The organism is Mesorhizobium sp. M0136, from assembly GCF_040322515.1.
Classification (GTDB): Bacteria; Pseudomonadota; Alphaproteobacteria; order Rhizobiales; family Rhizobiaceae; genus Mesorhizobium.
The window spans coordinates 152,245-171,925 of record NZ_JAMYTP010000003.1; the positions used below are offsets into that span (position 1 = coordinate 152,245).

The window sequence follows — 19,681 nt, forward strand, 5'->3', positions numbered from 1 at the left end:
TGGTGCCCGGACACCGAAGGCCGCCATTGGCGAGCTGGGATCAAGACAAAGCGTGTTGCGCATGGTTCGAAAAAAGTTCGGGGCGCCGCTCTTCAATGAGCGCGGCGCCCCCTTTGGTTGAATGATCAAAGCTTGCCTGCGTCCTCGAGGATCTGGGTGGCCTTGGCGGCAGCGTCGTCCAGCGCCTGCTTGGAGGTCTTGTCGCCAAGGATGGCGGCCTGCAATTCGGGATAGACGGCGTTGGAGATTTCGATCCATTCAGGTGTCTGCGGCACGGCAAAAGCGTGCTTTGCCTCTTCCTGGAACGCGGCCAGCACTTCCTTCTTATAGGGATCGCTTGCCGCCTGCTGGATGTCCCAGTCCCACACCGCCGTGCGGGTCGGCAGTGGGCCGCTTGCCGCCTCGAGCTTCTGGCTGTCCTCATTGGTCAGGAACCAGACCAGCGACGCCGCAGCCTCCTTGCTGGCGCAGTTTTCGGTGACCGAAAATCCGTGGTGCCCCGACCAGCCGGTGCGAATGCCGGCCGATCCCTTCGGCGCCACCTTAACCCCGACATTGCCGGCGACCTTCGACGACTTCGGATCGTTGAAGAAGCCTGCCCAGCCCGGCCAGTCGAGGTTGATGGCGACGGTGCCTGAGGCAAAGCCCTGGCCGAGATCGTCCCACAGATAGTTGGTGGTGCCGGCCGGCACCGCCTTGGCCTTGTAGAGATTGACGAACCAGTCGAGTGCGTGCACGCCGGCTTCCGAGTTGAAGGCCGGCTTGCCATCCTTGTCGAGGTATTCGCCGCCGTCGGCGATGAGCATCTCGTAAAACCGGCCGTTGATCGCCTCTTCCTTGCCGGCGAACTGGGTGCCGTAGAAATCGGGCGGGCTGGCGAAGAATTCCGCCTGCTGGGCGACCTCGTCCCAGGTGTCGGGCGGCGTCAGCTCCTTGCCGTACTTGGCCTTGTAGGCGGCCTTCTTGGCTTCGTCCCGGTAGAGGCTCTTCTGGTAATAGAGCGCCGACACGTCGAACTGCGCGCGCGGCAGCATCACCAGCTTGCCGTCGAGCGTCGAGGCCTTGATCGTCGACGGCACGAAGGCGTCGATCTCCTCCTTCGGCAGCAGCTTGTTGAGGTCGGTGTAGATATCAGGATACTGCGGCGCGAAGGACGAGTGGTTCGACCCAACGCACCAGTTGATGCTGCCGGAGGCGATGTCCGACTTGATTTCCTTGTCGAGCTCGAAGTGGTTTTTCTTCGAGATCACGTTGACCTTGGCGCCGGTCAGTTTTTCCCATTCGCCGATGCGCGCGTAGAGCCCTTCATATTGCTGGCCGCCGATCAGCTTGGCGTCGATGGTGACGCCGTCGAATTTGCCTGGCAGGTCGGCAGCAAGGGCAGCACTCGCACCAAGTGCGAGCAGCGTTACGCCGGCCGACAGGCCGCAGAACAGTTTCGTCATTGGTATCCTCCCAAGAGCCTGCATCGATCGCGTTGTGAGGTCGATCGGCAGCTTCATTCATATACAAACAAAACATTCATAGGATCGTCAAGCCGAAAGTTCTTTCGGAAGCAATACCGTTATGCGTATATGAAAAATGCAATTCACTGGAGAGGCGGAATGGCGGAGGACGAGGAAGACGACCGCTATCGAGCCCCGGCGCTGGACAAGGGGCTCGACATCCTCGAGCTGCTGGCCGGGGTCGATGGTGGCCTGACGCAGGCGGAAATCGCCAAGAAGCTCGACCGCAGCCCGAACGAATTCTACCGCATGCTGGACCGGCTGGTGCGGCGCGGCTATGTCACGCGGCCGGATGGTGACCGTTACTCACTGACGCTGAAGCTGTTTGGCCTGGCGCAGCTGCACGCGCCGGTGCGACGGCTGGTTTCCTATGCGACGCCGCTGATGCGCGAGCTGGCCGAGACCACACAGCAGGCAAATCAGCTGGTCGTCTTCGATCGCGGTTCTGCGGTGGTGATCGCACAGCAGGAAGCACCGGATTACTGGGGCATCTCGATCCGCGTCGGCTCGCATATCAGCCTGTTCGACACCGGCTCCGGCCATGTGTTGCTGGCGTTCCGCCCGCCGGAAGAGCGGCAGATGATGATCTCAGAACATCTGCGCAGCACCGACAAGCCGCCGCAATCGCCGGAGTTCTTTGCCCGCCTCGACCAGATCCGGGAACGCGGCTACGAGATGATGGCATCGATGCAGACCGCCGGTGTCTTCAACCTGTCGACGCCGGTCCTTGGCTCGGACGGCAGGGCGATCGCCGCGCTGTCGATCCCCTACATAACCCTGGTCAACGCACCCAAGGCGCCCGACATTACGAGGACGATTGAGCTGCTGCTGGCAGCGACCGAAAAGCTGTCGCAGCTGGCGGGATCGACCGTCAAGCAATCGCGATGAATTCTTATTTGAATGAAGAATTTCTCCGTGAGATGATCGCGAAGTCGCCAAGGAGGAGCGCGCCATCATGATCTTCGACACTCATCTGCACCTGATCGACCAGTCCGCGCTGCGCTATCCCTGGCTGGCCGGTGTGCCGGCGCTCAACCGCGATTTCTCCTACGACGAATATGCAGTCCAGGCCCGCCGCGCCGGCATCGAGGGCGCATTGCACATGGAGGTCGATGTCGATCCTGCCGACATCGAGGCCGAGACCAGCCATGTGAAAACGCTGTCGCAGCAGAAGGGCAGCCTGCTACGCGGTGCAATCGCCTCCTGCCGTCCGGAAGAGCCGGGCTTTGCCGGCTATATCGAGCGCCAGCGTGAAGATTCTTTCGTCAAGGGCTTTCGGCGTGTGCTGCACGTCATGCCGGATGAACTGTCGGAAGGCGCGCTGTTTCGTGAAAACATCAAGCGGCTTGCCGGCAGCGGCCTGACCTTCGACCTCGTCGTCCTGCCGCACCAGATCCCCAAGGCGATCGTACTCGCCGACCTCGCGCCGGATGTGCAGTTCGTGCTCGACCATTGCGGCGTGCCGGACATCAAGGGCGGTGCCGAGCACCCCTGGCGCGAGCACATGGCGGACATCGCGCGGCGCCCGAATGTCGCCGGCAAAATTTCCGGTGTGGTCGCCTATGCGGATGCCGGATCCTGGACTGTCGAAACGCTGCGTTCCTATGTTGAGCACACCATCGAATGCTTCGGCTGGGATCGCGTCGTCTGGGGCAGCGACTGGCCGGTCTGCACGCTCGGCGGTGGGCTTGCGACCTGGATTGCGGCAACGCACGCGCTGCTCAGTGGTGTCAGCGCCGATGAGCGGCAAAAACTGCTGTCAGGCAACGCCAAGCGGCTGTGGAGGTTGTAGAGCATTTTGCAGCCAAGTGGAATCACTTGGCGTCGCACAAATGCGGCTAAAACGAATAGACGGCCTCAGATGGTCGCCGACATGTGCCGCTCGCGACCGTAGAGCGAAACCAGGAGCACGATGACCAGGCCAGATGCCGCCCAGGCCGACGGCAGCACCTTCTGCGGCGCGCCGTCATATTGCGCCTTCAGTTCGGTCGGCAATCCAGCAATCACGCCCGAAACGTCTTGAGCGCAGGCTCTCCTCCGTTCGGTTGTTTCAGGCTCCTCCGCCGGCAACGCCGGACACCTGCGTCGAAAGGCTCTCCCGAAACAGGCGATTGAGATCGGCAACGACGCGAGCGGCATTGTGCCTTTCGCTCAGGCCAAGATTGATGCGATCTGACGCCGCCTGCTGGAAGGCCATGTAGCCGTCGTGCCGCGGCCTGACCCAGGCACCTTCGAGCGTGGCTCGGGTGTCCTTGTAGAAATTGCCGCTGGCGGCATTGACGGCGGCATCCGCCCAGGCTGCCGCATGGCCGGGCTGGCCGCCGGCCGAGGCATAAGGGCCGCGCTGCACGTCACCGCTGGCGATCCAGTAAGCGAAGTCGATGGCCGCCTGCCTGGCCTTCGAAAAGGCCGACACGGCGATGCCGGTCCCGCCGAGCGCCGAGCCTTTGGGACCGACATTGCCTGCAGCAGGGCTATCGGCGAAAACAACGCGGTTGGGCCGGAATCCGGCGATGGCGTAGGAGACATAGCCATAGATCAGCGGCGCACAGGCGATCCGCGATCCCGATCCGGCCATTTGCTCCAGAACCGCGATCGGATCCATGCCAAGACAGGCCGGGCCGACGAGCGCCGCGATCTCGCGCATCATCTCGAAAACCTGCTTGCCAGTTGCAGGATCCACATGGTCGCCCGGGCCTTCACCGGCGGGCCGGCCGAGATTGCCGGCGAGCGTGTAGAACACCATCAGCGAATGCGGCGGCCTGAGCGGCAACAACACGCGGCCCTGCCGCGCCAGATCGAGCGCATCGGCCCAGCTCGCCGGCGCAGCCGAGAGCATGTCGGGCCGCCACGCCTGCACCTGGCTGGCCGCGTCGATCGGAAACGCCCACTGCCGGCCCTGCCAGTTGTAGCTGGCATAGGACCGGCCGACGCTGTCCGCCGCAAGTGCTGCACGTTCGGCTTCCCGGCCGGCGATATCGAGCGGCGTCAGGCAGTTCTCGGCGGTGATCTGGCCGACATGCGGATGGTCGATGACGATCAGATCATAGGCGCGGGCCAGTTCCTGGACCGGAAAGGACTCGAAATCCTGCAGCGAGCGCTTGTCCCATTCGATAGCGACGCCGGTCCGTTCCTTCCACAGCGCCGAACAGGCGACCATCGGGTCATAGCCGCGCGGATGGCTCCAGGTCATGCCTTTGAGCATGACGTCGCTCACAGCCCGAACTCCGCGCGGATTTTTGCGCTGTGCTCGCCGATGCGTGGCGCGGCCCGCTCGACCTTGGCGCGGATGCCGTCAACCCTGAGCGGCGAGCGCGTGGTAAGGATCGAAACGTCATCCTCGCGCGTCACCGTCTGCAGCATGTCGAGAACCTGGAAGCCTTCGCTGGCCATCATTTCCGGCCAGGTCAAAACCTTGGCGCACCAGATGTCGGCAGGCTCGAGGATGGCAAGCCACTCGTCGACCGTTTTCGTCGCGATTTTTTGCGCGATGATCGCCTTGATCTCGTCGCGGGCAGTGAACCAGGTCGACGGCTGATCGCGGTAGGGCGCAAGTTCCTCGAGCCCGAGGAGATCGGCGAGTTTCGAGATCGGCGTCATGGCGATCGCCAGATAGCCGTCCTTGGCCGGATAGACGCCGTAGGGCGCCGACAGATAGGCGTGTGCGCTGCGGAAGCTCGACCGCCGCGGCAGCCGGCGCCCGTCATTGAGATGCGTGGTCAGCACCTCGAACTGGAAGTCGACCAGCGCTTCGAGCAGGCTGGTCTCGACATGGCTGCCCTTGCCGGTCACACCGCGCCGCACCAGTGCGGCGAGGATGCCTTGCGCGGCGGCCGAACCCGCCAGCATGTCGGCGATCGCCAGGCCGAAGGGCACCGGCCCCTGGTCCTCGTCGCCGTTCAGCCACATGACGCCGGAGCGGGCCTGCGCCAGCAGATCCTGCCCGGGCCGCTTGACCCATGGGCCTTCCTCGCCATAGCCGCTGATCGAGGCATAGACCAGGCGCGGATTGATCTTGCGCACCGCGTCATAATCGAAGCCCAGTCGTTCGATGACGCCGGGTCTGAAGTTCTGGATCAGCACGTCAGCCCTGGCCAGCAGGCCGCGCAGTGCCGCAAGGTCGGCCTCGTCCTTCAAGTCGATGGCAAAGCTTTCCTTGGCGCGGTTGATCGCGTGGAAGATAGTGGAATCGCCGCCGATCTCGGTGTCGCTGAGATAGAGACGGCGCGACAGGTCGCCGCCATCCGGCCGTTCGATCTTGATGACGCGAGCGCCGAGGTCGAGCAGTCTGAGCGAGCAGTAGGGGCCGGACAAGAACTGGCTCATATCCACAACGATGAGCCCGGTCAGCGGCAGTTCGGCAATGGCAGCCATTGCCTATTTCTCCGTCTTGCCGGCGAAATCGGCCGGATTGCGGTACTTCACCGTCTGCAGGTGCTCGCAATAAAGCACAAGCTCTCCTTCACCTTTGAAGACTTCATAGCTGGCGCGGATCAGCCCCATCTCCTTGTATTTGGGTTTCTTGTCGAGATTGGAGCGGATCGAATAGATCGTGTCGCCGATGAACACCGGCTTGATGAAGCGCAATTTGTCGTAGCCATAGGAAAAAGCGTTGATGCAGTTGGTGGCAACGAGGCCGAGCCCGGCCGAGAACACGAAGGCGCCGGCGACCAGGCGCTTGCCGAAGATGCCTTCTGTTTCGGCGAATATCTGGTCCTGCACGTATGGATGGATGTCGAGCACGAGCGTGTTGAAGAGATGGCTGTCGCCCTCGGCAATGGTCCGTCGCAGCGAGCGGATCTTCTGGCCGACCGGCCAGTCTTCGTAGAACCAGTTCTCCGCGTTCCAGACGGGAAGGTCGGCGTGATCCCTGGGCATGTTGGCGGGGTGTGTAGATGCCACGCCCACGGTTGGCGCGAAGCCGCTCATGACGACTTCCTCTGGGAGCGGGAATCGTCCATCAGGGCGCGCCGCAGACCAGCGAAATGCATGATCGATCCTCCCGTCAATCTTCTTTTGTGAATAGTATTTTCACATATGGGGTTGTGTTGCAAGCGAGTCTCGGCGAAATTTTGGCGGCTCCGTCGCGGCCCATGCCGGCGGAACATGGGAGGAAGTGATGCAGAATGCCTGTCTGGTTTTCGTCGGCAGCCTCAATCGCGACGCCCCATATTTTCAGGGCGCGCGCGGCGTCGGGCTGGGCGTCTACAGTTTCGACGAGGGGACACTGGAGACAAAGAAACTGGCCGAGACGGAAGACATCGACAATCCGACCTTCCTGTCGGTGACGCCGGACGGCTCCCACGTCTACGCCAATTCCGAAGTGTTCACCTGGCGCGAAGGTGTTGTCTCGGCCTACCGTTTCGACAGGCAGACCGCCACGCTGTCCTACATCAACAAGCAGCCGACGCTGGGCAGCATCACGGCGCATAACACCCTCACGCGCGACGGGACCAAGCTGCTGGTCGCCAATTACGGCATGGGCGAGGGCGGCCCCGATCGCTCGGTCGTGGTCTTGGGGCTGCGCGAGGATGGCGGCCTGAGCGCACCGTTGTCGAGCGTCGCCCATAGCGGGAGCGGACCAGACCCCGCACGCCAGGAGCGGCCGCACGCTCATAGCGTAACCGAGACGGTTGCCGGCGGCATGGCGATCGTCGCCGACCTCGGCATCGACCAGCTGGTGTCCTATCGCATCGGCTCAGACGGCAGTCTGACGAAGCTCGCCGAATCGGCGCTTGCGCCGGGGGCTGGTCCGCGCCATCTCGCGCTGCATCCGGACGGGCGCTTCGTGTTCGTCATGAACGAGCTGGACTCGACGGTCGTCTCGCTAGCGCTGGAAGACGGATCAGGCAAGCTTGCGGTGATCGGCAGTAAGCCGGCGGTGCCGCCCGAGGCGCGCGACGGCAATCACTGCGCCGACATCCAGATCTCGCCCGACGGCCGCTTCCTCTATGGCTCCAACCGCGGCCATAATAGCATCGCCGTGTTTTCGGTCGACCAGCAAAACGGCAGGCTTACCCTTGTGGGCTATACGCCTTGCGGGGGCGCCACGCCGCGCAATCTGGCCCTGACGCCTTCGGGCGGCCATCTGTTCTCGGCCAACCAGAATGCCGACCGCATCTCGATTTTCGCCCGTGATGCCGCAACCGGCCGGCTGACCGACACCGGCCGATCCATCGACATCGGCACGCCGATGTGCGTGAGGATCGTGCGTTGAAGTGACCTCAGAACTCGAGCGCCTGCCTGAGTGCCGGGCCGCTCCTGACGCGCAAATCGAGGTCGGCCTCGATATGGTCGATGTGGTGCAGCATCAGGGCACTGCCGCGTTCGGCATTGCCATTTTCCAGCGCTTCGAGGATCTGCATGTGTTCGTTGTGGCCGCAGCTCGAGATACCCGAGCGGCCATAGAGTGCGATCACCAGCGATGAACGAGCGACCAATTCCTCCATGAAGCGCTGCAGGATGACGTTTCCCGCAACCGACGCTAGAAGCAGGTGAAAATCCCCCGACGCCTTGATCTCCGATCGCCTTGCGTTCGGTCCGCGTTCGGCGATGAAACGGCCTTCTTCGTCGAGCTGGGCCTTGAACGCGGCGACATGCGCCGGCGTCATCCGCCCGGCGGCGGCAATCGCGATGCCGGGTTCGATGAGCCGGCGCGAAGCAAAAACTTGCCGCGCTTCCTCCGGCGACGGATTGGCGACGAAGGCGCCGCGATTGCGCTCGGTGCGCACCAATCCCTCGAAGGAGAGCATCTGCAGTGCGGCGCGCGCCACGGTGCGGCTGACATCGAACAGCGTGCCGACTTCGCCCTCGGAAAGCTTGGTTCCCGGCGCCAGCCGGCGATCGACGATCGCGTCGCGCAACTGGTCGCGGATCGCCTGCGCGCGATCCTCGTTGGCGGCCTCGATAGCAGGGATAGTCTGGTCGGCAATGTTCATGGCAGTGGTCCTGCCTTCTTCTATCCTGAATCGCATCGCTTGGACGAGAGACAAAGTGAATACAGGAACGAAAAAGATTGCATACGATTTTTGCGAGGATCGGTGGCAATCGCCTATAATTTGTGCATTGCACAAGGATGCCGTATCGGCAGCCATATTGAGGCGGCCCTGATTTCTTCGAGGATTCAGTTGGTTGGTGCGGCGGTGCGCAACTGGCACGCATGATGCTTTGGCTAATCCGACCAAAGGGGAAGCTGGATGTCCAAAGCCGCCGAAATCGACATTGTGTCCGTTTCGAAAGTCTATGGCGCGACGACTGCCGTCGAAGGCATCAGCCTGAAAATCCCTGCGGGAACCTATTGCTGCCTGCTCGGTCCGTCCGGCTGTGGCAAGACCTCGACGCTGCGCATGATCGCCGGGCACGAGAGCATATCGAGCGGCGACGTGCGTCTCGGCAACACAGTGGTTACCGACCTGCCGCCGGCCAGGCGCGGCACCGCCATGATGTTCCAGTCCTACGCGCTGTTTCCGCATCTCGACCTGATCGACAATGTCGCCTTCAGCCTGAAGATGAAGGGCGTCGGCAAGGAGGAGCGCCGCGCCAAGGCACTCGATATGCTGAAGCTGATGCAGATGGAGGCCTATGCCAGCCGTCGTCCGGCGCAGCTTTCCGGCGGCCAGCAACAGCGCGTTGCTCTCGCCCGCGCATTGATCACCGATCCCGAGGCGCTGTTGCTCGACGAACCGCTTTCGGCGCTCGATCCGTTCCTGAAGATACGCATGCGGGCCGAACTGAAGAAGCTGCAGACATCGCTCGGCATCACTTTCGTCCACGTCACCCACAGCCAGGAAGAGGCGATGGCGCTGGCCGACCTGATCGTGGTGATGAACGACGGCCGAATCGAGCAGGCGGCGCACCCGCGCACGGTGTTCGAGCGGCCGGCCACCGCGTTCGTCGCTCGTTTCATGGGCGACCACAATGTCATCTCCGGCCGCGTCGCCGGTAGTCGCGACGGCATGGTCGTTTTCGACGTGCCCGGCGGCGTCGCACTCGCCGCCAGCGGGCAGGGCAGGGAGACCGGGGAGCCCATCGACATCGCCATTCGCACCGACCACGTGCGCATCGGCGAGCCGCCGGCAGCCGGGCTCGGCTTCACCGGCATCATTGCAAACGTCGAGTACCGCGGTTCGACCGTGAAGCTCTCGGTCAATGGCGCCGGCATCGAGGATTTCACGGTGATCGTCGACGACACCAGCTTCTTCGCCAGGCCGGTTGCCGTCGGCGACGCAGTGCCGATCGCCTGGGACGCCGAGGACGCGATCGTCCTTGGCCGTCTCGATTCCTGAAACCCAGCATAACCAACCAAAACAGGGGAACTGAACATGACCAACACCACCGACAAGAAGACTGGAATATCGCGACGTTCGCTGCTCAAGACAGGTGCCGCCGCAGTCGGTTTCGCCGCCGGTTCCGGCGCCATATCAGGCTTTCCGACCATCTGGGCGCAATCGAACATCACGCTGCGCCAGTTCGGTACCGGCGTGTCCAATCTCAATGCCATCGCCGACAAGTGCAAAGCCGATCTCGGCATCACGCTGGAGATGACAGCAACCGATTCCGACGCCGCCGCGCAGCGCGCCGTGACGCAGCCCGACAGCTACGACATCGCCGACATCGAATACTGGATCTGCAAGAAGGTGTTCCCGACAGGCGTCCTGCAGCCGATGGATGTCAGCAAGCTGAAATATTACGACGAGCTGGTGCCGCTGTTCAAAACCGGCAAGCTGACGCCCGACAGCGTCATTGCCCAGGGCACCGCGCCGCATACGGTCGGTTACGTCGAGGCGCAGGACAGCAAGGTTTTCGCCAAGGCGCCGACCAATTGGTTCACCATGGTGCCGACGATCTACAATGCCGATACGCTCGGCATCCGCCCCGACCTCGTCGGCCGCGATATCACCACCTGGGCCGACATCATGGATCCGGCCTTCAAGGGCAAGACCGCCATCCTCAACATCCCGTCGATCGGAATCATGGATGCGGCGATGATCATGGAGGCAACGGGCAACATCAAATACGCCGACAAGGGCAACATGACCAAAGAGGAGATCGATAAGACGATCGACTTCCTGATCAAAGCCAAGCAAGCCGGCCAGTTCCGCGCCTTCTGGAAATCCTTCGACGAAAGTGTCAACCTGATGGCTTCAGGCGAAGTGGTAATCCAGTCGATGTGGTCGCCGGCCGTGGCCGCAGTCCGCTCCAAGGGCATCGCATGCCGCTTCCAGCCGCTCAAGGAAGGCTACCGCTCCTGGGGTGGCGGGCTTGGCCTGGCAGCCCATCTCTCCGGCGCCAAACTCGACGCCGCCTATGAATACATCAACTGGTACACGTCAGGCTGGGTGGGCGGCTATCTCAATCGCCAGGGCTACTACTCGGCCAACATGGTGTCGGCCAAGAAGTTCATGTCCGAGGACGAGTGGGGCTACTGGATCGAAGGCAAGCCGGCAAAGGGCGATATCCTGTCGCCGGACGGCAAGGTCATGGAAAAGGCAGGCGCCGTGCGTGACGGCGGCTCGTTCGAAGAGCGCATGGGCAAGGTCGCCTGCTGGAACTCGGTCATGGACGAGGACCGCTACATGGTGAAGCGCTGGAACGAGTTCATCGCTGCTTGATGCAAGGCGGCAATAGCTGAGATGTTGCATTCCTTCCCACCCCCCTCTGTCCTGCCGGACATCTCCCCCACAAGGGGGGAGATTGCGCCGTCATCTCTGATTTCGCCAATCTCCAATGCTTCAAGAGGAGAGCTAGCAGCCAAATTGCCGATCTCCCCCCTTGCGGGGGAGATGTCCGGCAGGACAGAGGGGGGTGGGAAGGATCACGGCGTGCCGGACTATCGGCCCTTTGCGACACCCCAGGGCTGTTCCAGATGACAGTGGCACTCGATCAGCCAGCAACCATTGCCACAAAGCCTGCCAGACGTAGGCGCCCCTTTGCCGGCGTCGCACCCTATCTCCAGGCGGCACCGCTGGCGCTGATCCTCGGCGCGTTCCTCCTGCTGCCTATCCTGATGATCGCCGTGGTCTCATTCTGGGACTACGATTTCGCGGCGATGTACCCGGATTTCCTGACCACCAACTACGCCGACACGCTCGGCTCGTGGGTTACCTGGAAGACCTATCTGAATACGCTGAAATACGCCGCCATCGTCTGGGCACTGACGCTGCTTATCGGCTTCTGGGTCGCCTATTTCCTCGCCTTCCATATCAGAACCACAGCCATGCAGATGGTGCTGTTCCTGGTCTGCACGGTGCCGTTCCTGACCTCCAACATCATTCGCATGATCTCGTGGATTCCGGTGCTTGGCCGCAATGGCCTGGTCAACTCGACGCTGGTGCAGATGGGACTGGTCCCGAAGCCGATCGAATGGCTGCTCTATTCCGAATTCGCCGTGGTGCTGGCCATGGTGCATCTCTACACGCTGTTCATGGTGACGCCGATCTTCAACACGCTGATGCGCATCGACAAGTCGTTGATCGAGGCCGCGCGCGACGCCGGGGCTTCCGGCTGGCAGGTTCTGTGGAACGTCGTCATGCCGCTTGCCAAGCCCGGCATGGCGATCGGCACCATCTTCGTCGTCACGCTGGTGATGGCCGACTTTTCGACGGTGCAGGTGATGTCCGGCGGCCAGAGCGCCTCCGTCGCGCTGATGATGAAGAACCAGATGTCGCTGCTGCAGTATCCGGCGGCCGCTGCCAACGCGGTCGTGCTGCTGGTGCTGGTCCTGCTGATGGTCGCGGGTATCCTGCGCATCGTCGACATTCGCAAGGAGCTGTGAGACTTTGAGACACGACAAGCGCAGCTTCGAATTCTACGTGCTGGCGGCGTTCTTCGCGGTTTTCGTGCTGTTCCTCTACGGCCCGCTTTCGGCGATCCTGATCCTCTCTTTCCAGGGCGAGAACGGCGGTCTGACATTTCCGCTGAACGGCGTCTCGCTGCACTGGTTTGCCAACCTGTTCGAGCGCCAGGCGGTCGGCGACTTCGGCGGCAGCTTCAAACGCTCGCTCGTCCTTGGCCTGATGGTGATGGTCGTCACTGTCGCCGTGTCGCTGCTTGCCGGCCTTGCCTTCCGGCAAAAATTTCGCGGCGCAACCGCACTCTTCTATCTGGCCGTCGCCAGCCTGGTCGTGCCCTCGATCATCATCAGTCTCGGCATTGGCGTCGTCTTCCAGCAGATCGGCTTCCGCCCCGCCTGGTACACGTCCGCTTTCGGCGCCCATCTGACCTGGACCTTGCCTTTCGGCGTGCTGATTATGTTTGCTGTCTTCAACCGGTTCTCGCCGGCCTACGAGGAAGCCGCGCGCGATCTCGGAGCATCGTCGTGGCAAACCTTCGCGCATGTCGTCCTGCCGATGATCGCACCCAGCCTGATCGGCGTCGGCCTGTTTGGGTTTACCCTCTCTTATGACGAGTTTGCTCGCACGCTGATGACGTCGGGCACCTTCAACACGCTGCCGCTCGAAATCTACGGCATGACGACGAATGTCACGACGCCGGTGCTCTATGCGCTGGGCACCGTGACGACCCTGTTTTCCTTCCTGGTGATCTTGCTGACGCTCGGCGCGATCGTCTATGTCGGCCGCCGCCGCGAGCGTGCCTGACAGTGCAGATCCTCGTCGTCAATCCGAACACCACCGCCAGCATGACCGAGACTATCGCGGTCGCCGCCCGATCGGTCGCTGCTCAATCGACGAAGATTGTTGCCGTTACCTCTACGATGGGCCCGGTGTCGATCGAAGGCTATTACGATGAAGCGCTTGCCGTTCCCGGCCTGCTGGTCGAGATCGCCACCGGTGAGCGCTTGGGCGCACAGGCCGCGATCGTCGCCTGTTTCGACGACACCGGCCTCGATGCCGCGCGCGCCATGGCCAACATTCCGGTCATCGGCATCTGCGAGGCATCGCTCAGCACGGCCTCGTTCATCGCCCAGCGCTTCACCGTCGTCACCACCACCGGGCGTTCGCGCGTGCCGGTCGAAGGCCTGGTGCAGCGCTATGGCATGGCGCGGCGGGCACGCGTGCGCGCTGCCGACATTCCGGTTCTTGCCCTCGAAGATCCAGCGTCCGGCGCACTGCTCAAACTGCGCAACGAGATTGCGCGCGCCATCGACGAGGATCGCGCAGAGGCGATCGTGCTCGGCTGTGCCGGCATGGCCGATCTGGCGGCGGCGCTGCAGCGGGAATTCGGCCTTCCGGTCATCGACGGGGTCGGTGCCGCGGTCAAGCAGGCCGAGGCCTTGATCACGCTTGGCCTGACGACATCCAAGCGCGGCGCCTATGCAAGCCCATTGGCAAAGCCCTATCATGGCGCGTTGAAGTCCTTCGCGCCTGGTGCCGCCGAGTGATCGCAAATGCTCAGAACGATCCGAACACTCGCACTTGAAGAGGTGGAAACCCTTGTCGATTGGGCGGCGGCGGAAGGCTGGAATCCCGGCCTCAACGATGCCGCGCTGTTCCAGGCAGCGGACCCGCAGGGCTTCATCGGCGCCTTTGTCGATGGCGAATTAGCGGCCGGCATTTCGGCCGTTGCCTATGGCGAGAATTTCGGCTTCATCGGCCTCTACATCTGCCGGCCGGACAGGCGTGGCCAAAGTCATGGCAAAGCCGTTTGGGATGCCGGCATGGCGCGGCTCGGCAACCGCACGATCGGCCTCGACGGCGTTGTCGAACAGCAGGCCAACTACCGCAGCATGGGTTTTGCACCGGCCTACCGGACGATCCGGTTCGTCGGATTGCCGAATGTCCCGGCAGCGGTCGGCAGTGACATTTGCACAATAGGGCCGGACTTCGTGCCGGACATATTGGACTATGACCGCCGCTTCTTTCCCGGCCCGAGACAGTCCTTCCTGGAACACTGGCTGCGCCCGCCGCATATGGCGCTTGCCATGGTCAAGGACGGCGCCATTGCGGGATACGGCGTCGCGCGCCGATGCCGCGACGGCTGCAAGGTCGGCCCGCTCTTTGCCGACAATCTGGACACGGCAAGCCGTCTCTTCGCCGCGCTCGCGCAGATGTGCGGCCCCGGAAACGTCCATCTCGACATTCCCGAAACCAGCGGGCAATTTGTAGATTTGCTGTCATCCGCAGGTCTTCAACCAGGTTTCGAAACCGCTCGAATGTACAGGGGAAAAGCGCCGCAGCTCACGCAGTCCGGTGTCTATGCGATAACGACCTTGGAGCTTGGTTGAGACGGTGCAAGTCGGCTTCAGCGCGCAAGTCGGGGAGCAGAAATGTCTACTTTTCCTGAACTGAAATGCCGGTATCGTCGATACGAAGTTCCACGCCTTTCGGCTTGGTCTCCTCGCGATAGACGTAAATGCCCAAGGCAATGACGGCGACGACCAAAGCGCCGATGATTAGATAAGATAGTTCTGCTTCATCCGCTGTCGTTAACAACATGATTTGAGCGAGTCTAGCGGTTCGGTATCAGGACGGCGGACGGACACGCACGTCGATCAGCCATCCAGCCGATCGCGCAGCATGCTTAGGGGAAGCAGCATGTTTGGCGCATGCCGCGTCAGGCCGTGGAACGGGATCGGCGACGGCGGCGCAAACGGCAGCGGCAAATCCTGAGGCTTTGTTCCATCAGCCCAATCCGCAAGCACCTTGCCCATGCTCGTCGTCATGGCGATGCCGCGTCCGTTGCAGGCAAAGCCCGCGATCAGGCCGGGGCCGAGATCGACGAGGCGCGGCAGGAAGTCGGGCTCGACGGCAGCCATCCCCGACCAGCTATATTCAAGCGGCGGGATCTCCGGGAGGTCGAGGTGTTTTGCCAGGCGCCGCCAGATCGCCCGCGGCACCCGCGTGTCAGCACCGGGGCCAAAAACATGCATGCCGCCGGTGATCAGCCTGTTTTCGCCGTCGAAGCGGAAGGTGAAGAGATTGCGTCTTGTGTCGCCGACGCCTTGCCCGCCAGGAAGCAGGCGAGTGCGTATTTCGCACGGCAGCGGCGCTGTCGCGATCTGGAAGATTTTCAACGGGAAATAGGTTCGCCGCAGCGCGCCATCCAGCGGCCCGCCATAGGCGTTGGTGGCGACCAGCACCTTTCCTGCGCGTACCGAGCCGGAGGCCGTCTTCAAAGCCCAACCATCGCCTATGTGATCGATCGACGCGACACGCGTATGTTCGAAAATGCGCGCGCCGGCCTTTTCCGCCGCATCGGCGAGGCCGCGCGCATATTCGACCGGACTGAGGACGCCACCCGACCGATCCATCCAGCCGCCGAGATAGCCGCGAACGCCGGTCAGCTCCTCGACCGCCGGTCTATCCAGCGCAACAGTCGGTCTTCCGCGCCGTGCCCATTGTTCGACACGCGATCTGGTCTTTTGCAAAGCGGTCGGTGAATGGGCTGGTTGTATCCAGCCGCTCTGGACGGCATCGCATTCTATGCCGTGCCGCTTGATCAGGTCGAAGACGAGGTCGGCGCTGCCGGCGGCGAACCCGACAAGGTGTTCGCCGCGTTCGGGTCCGAGCTGGGCAATGATATCGTCGGGGTCTCTTTTCGCGAAATTCGGCACGACGAAACCGGCGTTCCTGCCGGTCGCCCCCCAGGCGATGATTTCGGCTTCGAGGACGGCGACCGAGATGCCTTTTTCGGCGGTGTGCAGCGCGGTTGAAAGACCCGAAAATCCGCCGCCTACAATCGCCAGATCGACCTCGAGTGCACCTTCGAGCGAAGGCCGGTCGCGGCGGTTACGGCCGACGCCGTGCCATAGCGAAAGGCCGCGTGGCACGGCAACGTTGCTCATGACCTTGCAGCGCTCTCGTCCGGAGCCGCTTTCGCGCCCTTGCCGAACCTTGCGCGCCGCGGCCTGTCGCCGAACAGGCCGTTCGGCCTGACCAGCAGGATGACGCACAGCATCACGCCGATGGCGACGATCTGCAGGGAGGCGGCACGAGCCTGCTGCTCCGGCGAGAACAACACGCTGGTCAAGGCTCCCGATCCGGCCCATATCGCCCAGACCAGGATGCTGCCGATGACGGCGCCGATGTTGCTGCCGGCGCCACCGACGATCAGCATCACCCAGACCTGGAAAGTCAGCGCCGGCATATAATTGTCCGGAGCGATGAAGCCGGTGAAATGGGCTTGCAGCGCACCGGCCAGCGCCATGATGGCGCCGCCGACGCCAAAGGCCTGGACGCGGTAGAACCGCGCGCTTTTACCCAGAGATATCGCGGCCCGCTCATCCTCGCGAAGCGCCTTCAACACGCGCCCCCACGGGCTACGCGACAGATGCTCCAGCGCGAGATAGACGATCAGCGTCACCACCGAGACGATCGCAAGGTTCGAAAGGTTGAACAGCAACGGCGTTTCGGCAAGACCGCCGAGCGGACGCGGAATGAAGCCGATGCCGAATGGGCCGCCGGTCAGCTTCTGGGCATTGAGCGCTACCAGTTGCACGACGACGGCGACGCCGAAAGTAGTGATCGCCAGATAGTCCGATCTCAGGCGCAGCGTGGCGATGCCGGTGATGGCGGCCGCGACGCCGCCCACCAGCATGGCGCCGAGCCAGCCGACAAGGATCGGCAGATCGAAGCCGCCGAGCCGCGCGGCATCGTCGGGCGTGGTCAGCAGTGCCGAGGTGTAGGCGCCGATTGCAACGAAGCCGGCGACCCCGACATTGAAAAGCCCGGTCAGCCCCCATTGCAAATTGAGCCCGAGCGTGACGAGCGAAAAAATCAGCGCGGTGGTCAGGAAGAAAGCGCCGTAGCCGAGCAGATCCATCAGCGTTCCCTCACTCCGAAAAGGCCGATGGGGCGCACGAACAGCACCGTCATCAGGATGACGAAGGAGACGGCCGCCCGCCATTCGGCGCCGATCAATTGCACGGCACCCGCTTCGGCCATGCCGATGATCAAACCGCCGAGGACGGCGCCGGGCACGCTGCCGATGCCGCCGAGGATGGCGGCCGCGAACATCGGCAGCAGCATCTCGAAACCCATGAATGGGCGGATCTGGATGAGAATGCCGATCATGACGCCGGCGACGCAGGCCAGCGCCGCGCCGATGATCCAGGTGACGCGCACCACCTTGGCGACGTCAATGCCAACGATGCGCGCCAGTGCCGCGTTCTGGCTCAATGCCTGCATCGAACGGCCGGTCTGGGTGCGGGTCATCAGGAGGTGCACACCGAGCACGAGCACGGCCGTCAGCAGCAGCAGCGCGATCTGGTCGGGGGTGATGCGAATGCCGAAGCCGACGGGCATGGCGATCTGAATGGCCCGGCTGAAATAGGTCGGCCGCGAGGTGAAGATGAATTCGAGCAGGCTTCTCAGCGCCATGGAGGCGCCGAAGCTCGCCATCACCACGATGATCGCCTGACCCTTGGCCCGCAGCCGCGCGAACAGCACCATGTCGAGCGCCAGCGCCAGCAGGCCGGTGGCCACCATGCCGATGATGAGCGCGGCGATCAGCGGCCAACCGAAGGAGAGGGGCGCGATCGGTGCGATCTTGCCGAACATCGCGCCGATGGCGCCAACCACGGCCAGCGTCGCATAGGCGCCCCAGGCCATGAAGTCGCCATGGGCGAAGTTCGAGAAGCGCAAGATCGAATAGGTGAGTGTCACACCGATGGCGCCGAGGCCGATCATCGACCCTGCCAGCAGTCCGTCGACGACAAATTGCAGGTTCATGCCGCGCCTCCTTTCCTAAAGTCGGGGCGGCGCTGGCCAAGGTAGAGTTCGGCGACGACCGGATCGTTCCAGAGCTCGGCGGCGATGCCCTGGTGCCGCTCCTTGCCCTCGACCAGCACGTAGGCGCGGTCGCCAATGGCAAGCGCTGCCTTCGCGTTCTGCTCGACCAGCAGGATGGTGACGCCGGATTTGCGGATGCCGGCCAGCATCTCGAACACCATCGATACGAATTTCGGCGACAGGCCGGCCGACGGCTCGTCGAGCACCAGCACCTTGGGATGGACGATCAATGCCCGCGCGGCGGCCAGCATCTGCCGCTGTCCGCCTGAGAGATTGCCCGCGGCCGTTCTGCGCTGACGGGCGAGATCGGGAAAGACCGCATACATTTCCTCGATGCGGGCGGGGACCTCGCGCGGCCTCAGAATGCCGCAGGCGACCCTGAGATTGTCCTCGACCGACATCAGCGGGAAGATGTTCTCTGTCTGCGGCACGAAGGCAAGGCCAAGGCGGACCATGGTGTGGGCGGGCGACGCCGTGATATCCTTGCCGTCCAGCAGCACCGTGCCGCCGGTGATCGGGACAAGGCCGGCGATGGCCTTGATAAGGCTCGACTTGCCGGCGCCGTTGGGGCCGAGGACGACGACGATCTCGCCCTTGTCGACGGTGATCGAGGCGCCGCGCACGATCGGCACGCCGGGCTCATAGCCGGCTTCGAGCTCGCGGACATCGAGTACCCTTTGGCTCATGCCGTGCCTCCGAGGTAGGCCTCGATGACGCGTGGGTCACGCGCCACCTCGTCCGGAGTGCCTTCGCGCAGAAGCTGGCCGCTCGCCATGACCAGCACGCGGTGGCAGAGTCGCGTCACCATGTCGATATTGTGCTCGATCAGCAGGAAGGTGATGCCGCGCGCATTGATGTCGCGGATGCGGTCGATGATGATCTCGAGCAGGGTTGCGTTGACCCCGGCCGCCGGCTCGTCGAGCAGGATGATCGCCGGGTCGGCCATCATCACGCGGGCCAGCTCGAGCAGCTTGCGCTGGCCGCCTGAGAGCACGCGCGCCGGCTCGTGCGCAAGGTGAGCGATCGTGACGAGCTCGAGCAGTTCGACGGCTCTTATCTCGGCAGCCCTTTCTTCGGCAGCGACCCGCCGGGGCGTCAGGAAATTGGCGAGCAGTTTTTCTCCGGCCTGCCCTTGCGCGGCCAGCATGACGTTTTCGATCAGCGTCAGGTTAGGCAAGGGCCGGGGGATCTGGAACGTGCGGCCGAGGCCGCGGCGGATGCGGCGATGGGCAGCTTCCCCCGACACCGATACGCCGTTGAGGAGGATTTCGCCGCTGGTCGGCAGAATGCTGCCGGCGAGCAGGTCGAACATCGTGGTTTTGCCTGCGCCGTTCGGGCCGATAAGGCCAAGTATTTCGCCCGGCCGGACGTCGAACGAGACATTGTTGACCGCAACGAGCCCGCCGAAGCGTCTGAGGACGTTCCTGGCCGTGAGGACCGGCGTGCGGATCTCCTCCTGCCGTTCCGTCGTGTCGCTCATCAATCCCT

General features: G+C 63.2%; 21 protein-coding genes. 9 read left to right on the forward strand and 12 right to left on the reverse strand.

What is annotated here, in order from left to right:
- Positions 1 to 125 precede the first annotated feature (125 nt).
- The gene (locus tag NKJ35_RS04510) at positions 126 to 1,445 is read right to left on the reverse strand and encodes an ABC transporter substrate-binding protein (RefSeq protein ID WP_352645282.1); all 1,320 of its coding nucleotides are present in this window, start codon (positions 1,443 to 1,445) and stop codon (positions 126 to 128) included.
- A gap of 159 nt (positions 1,446 to 1,604) precedes the next feature.
- Between NKJ35_RS04510 and NKJ35_RS04515 the strand changes: the two genes are divergently transcribed.
- Both NKJ35_RS04515 and NKJ35_RS04520 read left to right on the forward strand, forming a co-directional pair.
- On the forward strand, positions 1,605 to 2,393 hold the full coding sequence (locus NKJ35_RS04515; protein WP_352451570.1) for an IclR family transcriptional regulator: 789 nt from the start codon (positions 1,605 to 1,607) through the stop codon (positions 2,391 to 2,393).
- 67 nt (positions 2,394 to 2,460) lie between these two features.
- On the forward strand, positions 2,461 to 3,297 hold the full coding sequence (locus NKJ35_RS04520; RefSeq protein WP_352645283.1) for an amidohydrolase family protein: 837 nt from the start codon (positions 2,461 to 2,463) through the stop codon (positions 3,295 to 3,297).
- A 65-nt stretch (positions 3,298 to 3,362) separates the two neighbouring features.
- On the opposite strand, the gene NKJ35_RS04525 is transcribed toward NKJ35_RS04520, so the two are convergent.
- From NKJ35_RS04525 to NKJ35_RS04540, 4 genes are read right to left on the reverse strand one after another with little or no spacing between them, the layout of a single operon-like run.
- A complete protein-coding gene (locus tag NKJ35_RS04525; RefSeq protein WP_352645284.1) occupies positions 3,363 to 3,512 on the reverse strand; it encodes a hypothetical protein in 150 nt (49 codons plus the stop codon).
- A 43-nt stretch (positions 3,513 to 3,555) separates the two neighbouring features.
- Positions 3,556 to 4,698 (reverse strand): extracellular solute-binding protein, encoded by a 1,143-nt coding sequence (locus tag NKJ35_RS04530; RefSeq protein ID WP_352645502.1) that lies wholly within the window; start codon positions 4,696 to 4,698, stop codon positions 3,556 to 3,558.
- 20 nt (positions 4,699 to 4,718) lie between these two features.
- Positions 4,719 to 5,879, reverse strand: coding sequence for a CaiB/BaiF CoA transferase family protein (locus NKJ35_RS04535; protein ID WP_254818769.1), 1,161 nt, complete (start codon positions 5,877 to 5,879; stop codon positions 4,719 to 4,721).
- Between the two features lie 3 nt (positions 5,880 to 5,882).
- Positions 5,883 to 6,434, reverse strand: coding sequence for a MaoC family dehydratase (locus NKJ35_RS04540; protein WP_352645286.1), 552 nt, complete (start codon positions 6,432 to 6,434; stop codon positions 5,883 to 5,885).
- Between the two features lie 190 nt (positions 6,435 to 6,624).
- On the opposite strand from NKJ35_RS04540, the gene NKJ35_RS04545 reads away from it, so the two are divergent.
- Complete coding sequence (locus NKJ35_RS04545; RefSeq protein WP_352645288.1) at positions 6,625 to 7,722, forward strand: lactonase family protein; 1,098 nt, start codon at positions 6,625 to 6,627, stop codon at positions 7,720 to 7,722.
- Positions 7,723 to 7,729: 7 nt separating this feature from the next.
- Here NKJ35_RS04545 and NKJ35_RS04550 read toward each other — a convergent pair whose 3' ends face one another.
- Positions 7,730 to 8,443, reverse strand: a complete 714-nt coding sequence (locus NKJ35_RS04550; RefSeq protein ID WP_352476498.1) for a GntR family transcriptional regulator — start codon at positions 8,441 to 8,443, stop codon at positions 7,730 to 7,732.
- Positions 8,444 to 8,701: 258 nt separating this feature from the next.
- Here NKJ35_RS04550 and NKJ35_RS04555 point away from each other — a divergent pair, with 258 nt between their 5' ends.
- The 6 genes from NKJ35_RS04555 to NKJ35_RS04580 all read left to right on the forward strand — a co-directional run bounded on the left by NKJ35_RS04555 (position 8,702) and on the right by NKJ35_RS04580 (position 14,688).
- On the forward strand, positions 8,702 to 9,790 hold the full coding sequence (locus NKJ35_RS04555) for an ABC transporter ATP-binding protein (protein ID WP_352645289.1): 1,089 nt from the start codon (positions 8,702 to 8,704) through the stop codon (positions 9,788 to 9,790).
- Between the two features lie 36 nt (positions 9,791 to 9,826).
- Complete coding sequence (locus NKJ35_RS04560; RefSeq protein ID WP_352476500.1) at positions 9,827 to 11,116, forward strand: ABC transporter substrate-binding protein; 1,290 nt, start codon at positions 9,827 to 9,829, stop codon at positions 11,114 to 11,116.
- A 254-nt stretch (positions 11,117 to 11,370) separates the two neighbouring features.
- Entirely contained in the window at positions 11,371 to 12,279 is a 909-nt protein-coding gene (locus tag NKJ35_RS04565; RefSeq protein ID WP_352645290.1) for an ABC transporter permease, read from the forward strand.
- Between the two features lie 4 nt (positions 12,280 to 12,283).
- Entirely contained in the window at positions 12,284 to 13,102 is an 819-nt protein-coding gene (locus tag NKJ35_RS04570) for an ABC transporter permease (protein WP_352645292.1), read from the forward strand.
- Positions 13,103 to 13,104: 2 nt separating this feature from the next.
- Positions 13,105 to 13,845: an aspartate/glutamate racemase family protein gene (locus NKJ35_RS04575; protein ID WP_352645293.1), complete on the forward strand. Its 741-nt coding sequence runs from the start codon at positions 13,105 to 13,107 to the stop codon at positions 13,843 to 13,845.
- 6 nt (positions 13,846 to 13,851) lie between these two features.
- Positions 13,852 to 14,688 (forward strand): GNAT family N-acetyltransferase, encoded by an 837-nt coding sequence (locus NKJ35_RS04580; RefSeq protein WP_352645294.1) that lies wholly within the window; start codon positions 13,852 to 13,854, stop codon positions 14,686 to 14,688.
- Between the two features lie 46 nt (positions 14,689 to 14,734).
- Here NKJ35_RS04580 and NKJ35_RS04585 read toward each other — a convergent pair whose 3' ends face one another.
- The 6 genes from NKJ35_RS04585 to NKJ35_RS04610 are packed head-to-tail and all read right to left on the reverse strand — an operon-like array spanning position 14,735 to position 19,673.
- Complete coding sequence (locus NKJ35_RS04585; RefSeq protein ID WP_352645295.1) at positions 14,735 to 14,899, reverse strand: hypothetical protein; 165 nt, start codon at positions 14,897 to 14,899, stop codon at positions 14,735 to 14,737.
- A gap of 56 nt (positions 14,900 to 14,955) precedes the next feature.
- A complete protein-coding gene (locus tag NKJ35_RS04590; RefSeq protein WP_352645296.1) occupies positions 14,956 to 16,248 on the reverse strand; it encodes an NAD(P)/FAD-dependent oxidoreductase in 1,293 nt (430 codons plus the stop codon).
- Positions 16,245 to 17,228 (reverse strand): branched-chain amino acid ABC transporter permease, encoded by a 984-nt coding sequence (locus NKJ35_RS04595; protein WP_352645504.1) that lies wholly within the window; start codon positions 17,226 to 17,228, stop codon positions 16,245 to 16,247. The genes NKJ35_RS04590 and NKJ35_RS04595 overlap by 4 nt, the downstream gene beginning before the upstream one ends.
- Positions 17,225 to 18,133: a branched-chain amino acid ABC transporter permease gene (locus NKJ35_RS04600; RefSeq protein WP_352645298.1), complete on the reverse strand. Its 909-nt coding sequence runs from the start codon at positions 18,131 to 18,133 to the stop codon at positions 17,225 to 17,227. The genes NKJ35_RS04595 and NKJ35_RS04600 overlap by 4 nt, the downstream gene beginning before the upstream one ends.
- A complete protein-coding gene (locus NKJ35_RS04605; protein WP_352645300.1) occupies positions 18,130 to 18,879 on the reverse strand; it encodes a branched-chain amino acid ABC transporter ATP-binding protein in 750 nt (249 codons plus the stop codon). Before NKJ35_RS04605 ends, NKJ35_RS04600 begins: the two co-directional genes overlap by 4 nt.
- Positions 18,876 to 19,673, reverse strand: a complete 798-nt coding sequence (locus NKJ35_RS04610) for an ABC transporter ATP-binding protein (protein WP_254818756.1) — start codon at positions 19,671 to 19,673, stop codon at positions 18,876 to 18,878. Before NKJ35_RS04610 ends, NKJ35_RS04605 begins: the two co-directional genes overlap by 4 nt.
- Positions 19,674 to 19,681 lie beyond the last annotated feature (8 nt).